General features: G+C 41.3%; 8 protein-coding genes and 1 pseudogene. All 9 read left to right on the top strand.

Annotated features, from left to right (window positions below):
* A pseudogene (locus tag JG770_RS04555) lies at positions 1-291 on the top strand (beta-mannosidase); the annotation flags it as partial.
* A gap of 89 nt (positions 292-380) precedes the next feature.
* Positions 381-1382, top strand: coding sequence for a glycoside hydrolase family 5 protein (locus JG770_RS04550; RefSeq protein ID WP_291955797.1), 1002 nt, complete (start codon positions 381-383; stop codon positions 1380-1382).
* 11 nt (positions 1383-1393) lie between these two features.
* Positions 1394-3160: a glycoside hydrolase family 9 protein gene (locus tag JG770_RS04545; RefSeq protein WP_291955796.1), complete on the top strand. Its 1767-nt coding sequence runs from the start codon at positions 1394-1396 to the stop codon at positions 3158-3160.
* A 188-nt stretch (positions 3161-3348) separates the two neighbouring features.
* The gene (locus JG770_RS04540) at positions 3349-4359 is read left to right on the top strand and encodes an endo-1,4-beta-xylanase (RefSeq protein ID WP_291955794.1); all 1011 of its coding nucleotides are present in this window, start codon (positions 3349-3351) and stop codon (positions 4357-4359) included.
* Positions 4360-4461: 102 nt separating this feature from the next.
* The gene (locus JG770_RS04535; protein ID WP_291955792.1) at positions 4462-5280 is read left to right on the top strand and encodes an AraC family transcriptional regulator; all 819 of its coding nucleotides are present in this window, start codon (positions 4462-4464) and stop codon (positions 5278-5280) included.
* 90 nt (positions 5281-5370) lie between these two features.
* Complete coding sequence (locus tag JG770_RS04530; RefSeq protein ID WP_291955790.1) at positions 5371-6366, top strand: uroporphyrinogen decarboxylase family protein; 996 nt, start codon at positions 5371-5373, stop codon at positions 6364-6366.
* 134 nt (positions 6367-6500) lie between these two features.
* On the top strand, positions 6501-7310 hold the full coding sequence (locus JG770_RS04525; RefSeq protein WP_291955788.1) for a glucose 1-dehydrogenase: 810 nt from the start codon (positions 6501-6503) through the stop codon (positions 7308-7310).
* A gap of 25 nt (positions 7311-7335) precedes the next feature.
* Positions 7336-8034: a FadR/GntR family transcriptional regulator gene (locus tag JG770_RS04520; RefSeq protein ID WP_291955784.1), complete on the top strand. Its 699-nt coding sequence runs from the start codon at positions 7336-7338 to the stop codon at positions 8032-8034.
* A gap of 122 nt (positions 8035-8156) precedes the next feature.
* Positions 8157-9194, top strand: a complete 1038-nt coding sequence (locus JG770_RS04515; RefSeq protein WP_291955781.1) for an alcohol dehydrogenase catalytic domain-containing protein — start codon at positions 8157-8159, stop codon at positions 9192-9194.
* Positions 9195-9208: the final 14 nt, after the last annotated feature.

Genomic DNA, 9208 nt, shown 5'->3' with positions numbered 1-9208 from the left:
AGGATATACAGCCCTCATACCTCTAAATTCTTTGAGATGGCCGAATGGCCTGTGGGTAGGAGGATAATTGCTTTGACTGAAAATGGATGCCTCTTTGACACTGATTTGGCGTTTAGGGATAATGCAGTATGGTCTTATTTTGGTACTTGGAGTGGGGATTTTGTATCATTAAACAAAACCGATACCTTGTCTGAGAAATATACTGAAAAATATATGTTTGGGAAAGTGTATAATCATGAAAAAGTTATTACGCTGGATGAGTTGCCTGATTTAAGAAATTATGGCAAATAATCTATTAATCAGGTTTCTACATTTAAAGCATTACAAGTCATTAGTATATTAATACTTTTGACACTACGTAAGCTATGCGAGGGAGATAAATGAAACGAACAATTGTTGTATGTGTATTGATAGCGTTGCTTGTTCTGACAACAAGTTGTGATAGAATTCAAAAAGAGGGGAAGGTATTTGGCATGAAAAGAGGCATAAACATCGGTAATGCTCTTGAGGCCCCTAATGAAGGAGAATGGGGCGTTACTGTAAAAGATGAATACTTTAAAATAATAAAAGATACTGGATTTGATACGGTAAGAATACCTATAAAATGGTCGGCGCATGCTATGCCTGATCTGCCATATACTATAGACAAGGATTTTTTCGACAGGATAGATCATATAGTGGGTCAAGCGCTTGAACAGAAACTTTACACCATAATAAATATACATCATTTCGATGAGCTTATTAAGGAACCGGAAGCTCAAAAAGAGCGTTTTTTAAGCATTTGGCAGCAGATAGCCGAACATTACAGGGATTATCCGGATAAGCTTTATTTCGAAATTTTAAACGAGCCTAACGGTGCTCTGGATCAATACTGGAACGATTATCTGGCTGAAGCGATAGAGGTGATAAGAAAGAGCAATCCCGATAGAGTACTGATAGCAGGTCCGGGTAATTGGAACAATATATCAGCATTAGAAAATTTCAGGCTTCCAGAAGACGATAAAAATATTATAGTTACGTTCCATTATTATAATCCGTTTTGGTTTACACACCAAGGAGCAGAATGGGCAAATCCATCGCCGCCGACTGGAAAGAAGTGGGACGGAACTGATAGCCAAAAGCAATTTATAGAGGATGAGATACTTAAGGCAGTTAACTGGGCGAAGGAGCGCGACAGGCAGCTTTTTATGGGCGAATTTGGAGCATACAGCAAAGCTGATATAGAGTCAAGGGTAAGATGGACGTCTTTTGTGGCCCGAACGGCAGAAAAATATAATATAGCATGGGCATACTGGGAATTTTGTTCGGGTTTCGGCGCTTATGACCCTATCTCGGGCCAATGGAGAGAGCCTTTACTGCATGCGTTAATACCGCCTGAATGAAGGTGTTGGGCATGCGGAGGGGAAAGTGTAGCGCAATCGTTGCTGCCATTATATCTATTGCGCTTATAATGACAGCATGCGATAATAATGGTGAAGTTAAGCCTTCAAATGAAGGCGAAATCAACAGAGTTAACCCTATAGAGGAGAGTAATGTTAAAATGATAGCTGTAAATCAGGTGGGCTATAGTATAAAGGATCCTAAAATAGCAGTTTTTATCGGAAAGGCTGAAAGCTTTTATGTGATAAATAAAGCCACCGGGGAATCGATGTTTACAGGAAAAATTGGGGGATATAAAACCGATGTTTCTTCCGGAGACGAGGTAGGATATGGCGACTTTTCGCAACTGCAACAGCCGGGGACATACTATATTTCTGTCCAGGGGAAGTTTAGGTCATCGGATTTTATAATAGCAGAAAGGCCCTATAAAGACGTTAAAAATGCTATGCTCAAAGCTTTTTATTATCAAAGGTGCGGTATAGCGCTTGAAGAAGAATATGCCGGTATTTGGCAACATGATATCTGCCATGCCGATGACGGCTATTTATATGATAAGCAAGGCGTTAATGTAGACACGACGGGTGGCTGGCATGATGCAGGTGACTATGGCAAGTACGTGGTACCGGCTGCTAAAGCCGTTGCCGATCTTATGTGGGCATATGAGATTTGTCCGGAATCCTTTAGCGAACAAATCAATATTCCCGAGAGCGGCAATGGTGTGCCGGATGCATTAAATGAAGTAAGATATGAATTGGAATGGATGCTAAAAATGCAGGATACCAGTACCGGGGGCGTATACCATAAAGTGGCCACTCTGAATTTCCCGGGATTCATAATGCCAGAGGCTGATAAAGATAAGAGATATATAAATTCTATTTCAGCAACGGCGACAGCCGATTTTGCGGCTGCTATGGCTATGGGGCACAGGGTCTACAAAGATATCGATGAGAGCTTTGCTGACGTGATGCTGGAGGCATCACAGAAGGCGTGGCAATGGCTCGATGCTAATCCTGATGTGCCGGGCTTTAAAAATCCTCAAGGCGTTAATTCCGGCGAATATGGCGATTCCAATGACCGCGATGAAAGATTCTGGGCCGCGGTGGAATTATATAGATCTACTGGTCAGCAAAAGTATCATGATTATATAGAGGCAAACTACGAGGACGCATCGTTCTCCAAAACGAGCTTTGGATGGTCTGCAGTAGGGGGATATGGGACCGTTTCTTACCTTACGATGGACAAAGATAAAACCAATCCTAATATTTATGATTATTTAACAGCACAATTTATGGCAGAAGCAAATAGGTTAGTTGGTATATGGTCAAACGATGGTTATAAGGTAGCACTTGGGCCGAATGACTACTACTGGGGCAGTAACGGCGAAGTCATGAATAGGGCTATGTGCCTTATATTTGCTAATAATGTGGAGCCTAATAACAAATACATAGAAGCCGCCCGCGATCAGTTAAGCTATATACTTGGACGCAATGCTTTGGGCCAGTGCTATCTTACAGGATTTGGTGCCAAACCTATAATGCATCCCCATCATAGGCCATCAGAAGCCGATGGAATAGAGCAGCCGGTGCCAGGAATGCTGTCAGGGGGGCCTAACAGCGGAAGACAAGATCCTACTGCCGAGAAAGAGATACCAGCCGGTACGCCTCCGGCAAAGTGTTTTGTCGATAATGTAGGCAGTTATTCCACCAATGAGATAGCTATATATTGGAATTCGCCTGCGGTTTTTGTAGCGGCATATTTCGATAGGCAGGTCTCTAACTAGTATGTCGGAAATTAGTACTGTGATATAGCGGGTGGGGTGAAATTCCTGATTTCAGGAGTAGAGAAATGAGAAAGTGTATTATATTAGTTTGTACAATGCTTGTTATTTTTATTGCAGCTTGTGGCCGAGCGCAACCAGCAATAGATAAACAAAGCGAAACAGCAAATGAACAGAAGGAGGATGAAACCATGACTAATGAAATACCGTCATTAAAAGAGGTGTATAGAGATTATTTCTATATAGGTGCGGCAGTAAGCGTTGATGCTATTTCTAAAAGCCCCGATAAGGAGCTTATAGCTAAGCAGTTTAACATAATTACGCCGGAAAACGCCATGAAATTTGAGCCGATACATCCCCAAGACGGCGTATATAATTTTGAACCGGCTGATAAAATCGTTGAATTTGCTCGGCAAAACGGTATGAAAGTTGTCGGACATACGCTCATATGGCATAACCAGACGCCAGATTGGGTGTTTAAAGATGCAGATGGCAATTTGGTCAACCGCGATGTTCTTTTAAAGAGAATGGAAGAACATATAAAAACGGTAGTGGGGCATTATAAGGGCAAAGTATACGGCTGGGATGTGGTGAATGAAGCCATAGACGATTCTGCCCCGTATGGGTTGAGAGATAGCATGTGGAAAAAAATTATAGGTGACGATTATATAGAATGGGCTTTCAAGTTTGCTCATGAGGCCGATCCGGACGCCGAGCTGTACTATAACGATTATAATACCGAGACCCCGGGCAAGAGAGAGGCAATATACAATCTTGTAAAAGGCCTCAAAGAAAAAGGTATCCGCATAGATGCTGTTGGTATGCAGTCCCATATAAATATATATTATCCTTCTGTACAGGAAATAGAAGAATCCATAAAAAAATTCTCTTCGCTGGGTGTAAAGGTAAATATAAGCGAGCTCGATATGGATCTATACAAATGGGATGATAAAGAAGACAGGTATAAAGACGGTGTCCCTGACGATATATTAAAACTGCAGGCTGGTAGATATGGAGAGATATTTGCTTTGTACAGAAACTATAAGGATGTTATAGGACGGGTCACATTCTGGGGCTATTATGATGGCGGTTCATGGCTGAACGATTTTCCGGTAAAAGGCAGGACTAATTATCCGTTGCTTTTCGATAGAGAATTTATGCCTAAACCGGCTTTTTGGAGCGTGGCAAAATTCGCGCAATAAGTCTTTCAACTGTATCGAGTAAGAGTTAATCTAACCCTTACTCGATTTTTTATGATAAAATAATATAAGTAAAATAATTCCGAGTTGCTAGGAGTGCATAACGTGAAAGCTGATATTGATTATATAATACCGGACATATCATATATGGTGTATAGAAAGTGTACGCCGGAATGGCATCTGGCCACGCGGAGCCTGGATTTTTATAATCTGATGATACTTACCGAGGGCCAGTGCGTGTTTGCGTGGAAAGACGGCTCCGCTAAGCTGACAAAGGGATATGGCGTGCTCATACCACCCGGTACTATGCATTCTGCTGTTACTGATCCAGATGACCTTATGCACTGTTATGCATTTAACTTCCGTTATCACTGCGCTTGTATAGAAAATGATGAGGTTATAATATATGATTATAGAGATGTACCGCTTCCTTTGGACATGGTATTTAAGGTAACCAATCTCGACAGAATTGTAAATATACTACGTGAATTCAATGACATATGGCTTCATCAAAGGCAGGGCTATAAGATCAAGGCAAATGGCTTGTTCAATGTGGTAATTGGTGAACTTATGGGGCAGCATAGGCTTAAAGGGATAGCTCCGGCCCACATAAAGCGTATAGAAAATGCTGTGGATTATATAAATAAGCATTATGACATGCCCATAACAATAGCCGATTTAGCGGAATGCGCGGGTTTAAGTCCTACCTATTTCGAAGCCGAATTCAAGCGTATCATGGGCTGTACACCGATAGAGTACGTAAATAATTTGAGAATAGACCGTTCTATAGAATTACTTTTGGCAGGGAACCATACCATTGGTGAAATAGCGGAAAAAGTGGGCTTTAGCGATATATTTTATTTCAGCCGCGTATTTAAAAATAAAAAAGGCGTGAGCCCGACCAATTATATAAAGTCATCATAATATAATACAAAAAGAAGTGGTTTTGTCTATAGAAACATGTTATAAAATGTTGTATTATGAAGCCATAATTGAGTATGGGAGGTTGGTATAATGACCAGCAGGGAAATAATAAAACGCGTGCTTGAATTCAAAAATCCGGAAAGGATAGGATATGATTTTTCACCGCCACATCCCAGCGATATGGTTTGGGGAGGAGTAAATACGGGAAAGGCCACTAAATGGGGCAAGGATCCCGAGATATTGAAGCTTGTACCCGACTTTAACGGCGAGGTATATATGGATGAATACGGCAATATATGGGGACGTTTGGAGAGCATCACTAAAGGAGAGGTTATACGCGGCGCTTTAGAGGATGGATGGGAAGGCCTGGATAATTATCAACTGCCCGATTATTCGCCGTTGGAACTTTATCAGCCTGCTAAAAGACGTTTTGAAGAGCAGGCGGATAAATACAGATTAGGGGGATTACCCGGTTTTCCGTTTGCTATAATGCGATATATAAGGCGCATGGAGAATTTCTTGATGGATGTATTATTATACAAAGAAGAAGTATTGCGCCTGAATGATATGGTAGTGAATATGCTGTTAAAAGTCATAGATAACTATGCTGCTATAGGAGCCGATGGAGTGACATTTGCGGAAGATTGGGGTACGCAAGATCGACTTCTTATAAGCCCTAAGACGTGGCGCGAGCTGTTCAAGCCATCGTTTAAGGTTCTTGTGGACAGGGCGCATGTGCGTGGCATGCACGTTTTGATGCATTCATGCGGTTATATATATGATATCATACCTGATCTCATAGAAGTCGGCATCGATGCGCTTCAGCTCGACCAACCTGAGTTAATGGGCGTTGAGCGCTTGGGAGAGAATTTCGGCGGCAAGGTTACATTCTGGTCGCCTGTGGATATACAAAAAATCATGCAGACCGGTAATGAACAACTGATCAAAGAAGAGGCTGAGAAAATGATATATTACTTCGGCCGATATGGCGGCGGCTTTATAGCTAAAGATTATCCGCAGTGGGATGCTATAGGCGTTAAGGAAGAATGGGCACAGTGGGCCAGAGATGCTTTTATGAACGCTTGACTTAAGCTAATAAAAAATTTTTCGTTAATGCTTGACTTTGCTTATCAAAGGGTTATAATAATAACATAGATGGTTGTAATACAAGCAGACAACATACAGCATATAAATAATTAAGTAAAGAGGTGGTTGGAAATATGTCAATAGGGGAAAACTTAGAGAAACTATTTTCACTTGAGGGCAAGATAATTCTTTTAACAGGAGCTGCCGGAGGGATTGGCAGTGCATTGGCCAAAGGATTGGCTGATGCGGGCGGCGACATGGTGTTATGCGATATTGCCGAGGAAAGGTTATCCGAGGTAGAAAATGATATAAAATCGAAAGGCAATAAGGCGAAAAGTTATAAACTAGATTTACTAAATATGGATTCTATTAAAGATTGCGTGAGAGCTGTTATAAAAGATTATGGTAAAATCGATGTACTTATCAATTGCGCAGGCATAAACAAAAGAGAAGGCTTTCTGGATGTGGATGAAGCTACATATGACAGAATTATGAATATTAATCTGAAAGGGCTTTTCTTCCTTACACAAGAGGTTGTAAAGCATATGATAAAAAAACACAGCGGAAACATAATAAACATATCTTCACATAATGCCGTAGGTATGCTGGGTGGATGCAGCGTATATGGTGCCAGCAAAAGCGGAGTGGCTGCTTTGACGCGCTCTATGGCCATTGAGTGGGCAAAGCACGGTATCAGGGCTAACGCAATTGCGCCGGGCCATATCCTGACACCTCTTACCACCGAAACATGGGAACATCCCGAGCGCAGCAGGTACTTAAAAGAACGGATTTCCATGGAAAGGCCGGGTAATCCCGAGGAGCTTATTGGCGTAGCCGTAATGCTAGCTTCCGATGCATCCAGCTATATGACCGGCACGATGATACATGTGGATGGCGGATGCCTGGCAGGTGGATCACCATGGCCATACAATACAAAATATTGACATAAGATGAAACAGAGGTTTTTATATGGGAATTCAGCCGATTAAAAAGTCAAACGTGAGCGAGCAGGTTTATGAACAATTAAAGAGGCAATTATTGAACGGCGAATGGAAACAAGGGGATAAAATTCCTTCGGAGAATGAATTGGCGGAGGCTTTTAATGTCAGCCGTGTAACGGTACGTCATGCCATACAAAAGTTAACGGCGTTGGGATTAATAGAAACAAGGGTTGGAGAGGGTTCTTTTGTGAAAGAAGTAAAGCCCGGCGTGTATATGAACGCTATAATTCCATTGGCTTACCTTGGCGAAAATTCGACGCTGGAAGTACTGGAATTCAGGTACGTGATTGAATCCGAATCTGTAGGCCTTGCAGCTGAGCGAGCAACGCAAGAGGATATTGCAGAATTAAAGGAAATATTAAAGGACATGGAAGACGTTAAAGAAGATACTAAACTCTTTGCGGAAGCCGACCTGCGTTTTCATTTTAAAATAGCTCAGATTACAAGGAATTCCCTAATAATTGAAACATATAATATTTTAAATGATATTTTAAAAACAGCTATGACTGATATTGTAAAAAGATTAGGCTTTAAGTTAGGTATTTATTATCATACAAAACTGGTTGAAGCTATAGAGCATCAAGATAGTGAGCAGGCCAAGAAGATTATGAAAGAGCATGTTAATAAGACCATTGAGAATTATAGGCAGGGAAGGCTTGTTGAGTAATGGATAAAATAATCATGAGAAGGAGGGGCTTGTTACAATCGGACTGTATGACAACTATCAGCAGTTAACTACATGATATTTGTATATCTATTGAAGCAAACAGATTGGAGAGGAGCCGGAAGATGAAAGCGTTGATGTATTATGGGCCTAATGATTTGCGTGTGACAGAAGTATCGGAGCCTGTGCCATTAAAAAATGAGGCTTTGATAAAGGTAAGAGCTTGTGGTATTTGTGGCAGTGACGTGCATGGATATTTGGGCATAACGGGCAGAAGGATAGCGCCGATGGTGATGGGGCATGAATTTTCAGGCGAAATCGTGCGTTTTGGAGAAGGCACTGTATGTGATTATAAAATTGGCGATAGAGTAACAGTACAGCCGGTCGACTTTTGCGGTGAATGTGAGAATTGTAAAAGCGGCTATACAAATGTATGCTTGAATAAAAGGTTTTTTGGCGTTATGGATGTCAACGGTGCTTTTGAAGAGTACCTGGCTGTACCGGTGAAGCTTCTATATAAACTGCCGGATAACATCAGCTTTGATGAAGGAGCGTTAATAGAGCCGTTGGCTGTTGCATACTGTGGCGTAAAGAAAGCAGGGGACATTACCGGCAAAAATGTGCTGATTGTAGGTGGCGGAACTATCGGACAAATGGTATTGAGTGTCGTTAAGGCAAGGAATGCGAAGAACATCATCGTTTCTGATCTAAGCGAATTTAGGTTAAATATGGCAAAAAAGCTCGGGGCCACGCATGTAATCAATCCTAAAGATAAAAACATAGATGAGTTCCAAAGAGACATTCAAAATGTCCTGGATGGTAAACTTGTGGATGTGGCCTTTGAAGCGGTTGGAATAGGTCCCACTGTAACACAAGCCTTGAGTAGCCTTAGAACGCAGGGGACGTGTATATGGGTAGGCAATAGCGCAAAGATGATAGAACTCAATATGCAGGATGTAGTGACGAAAGAACTTAAAATATTTGGCACTTACATTTATACCCATGAGGAATTTGGTGAAACTATTGATTTTCTTTCCGAAACAAACTTAAATTTGAATACACTTATCTCAAAAGAAATTGTTTTAGAACAGTCGCCGACAATGTTTGCAGAATTAGCTAAGACAACGGATAAATATCTAAAGGTAGTCGTAAAGTTTGAATAAAAATGAATGGAGGA

The sequence above is a fragment of the Mahella sp. genome, from assembly GCF_020054945.1.
Lineage (GTDB): Bacteria > Bacillota > Clostridia > Mahellales > Mahellaceae > Mahella.
Note: the sequence above shows the minus strand (reverse complement) of the source record. Positions and strands in the feature narration are given on the sequence as shown.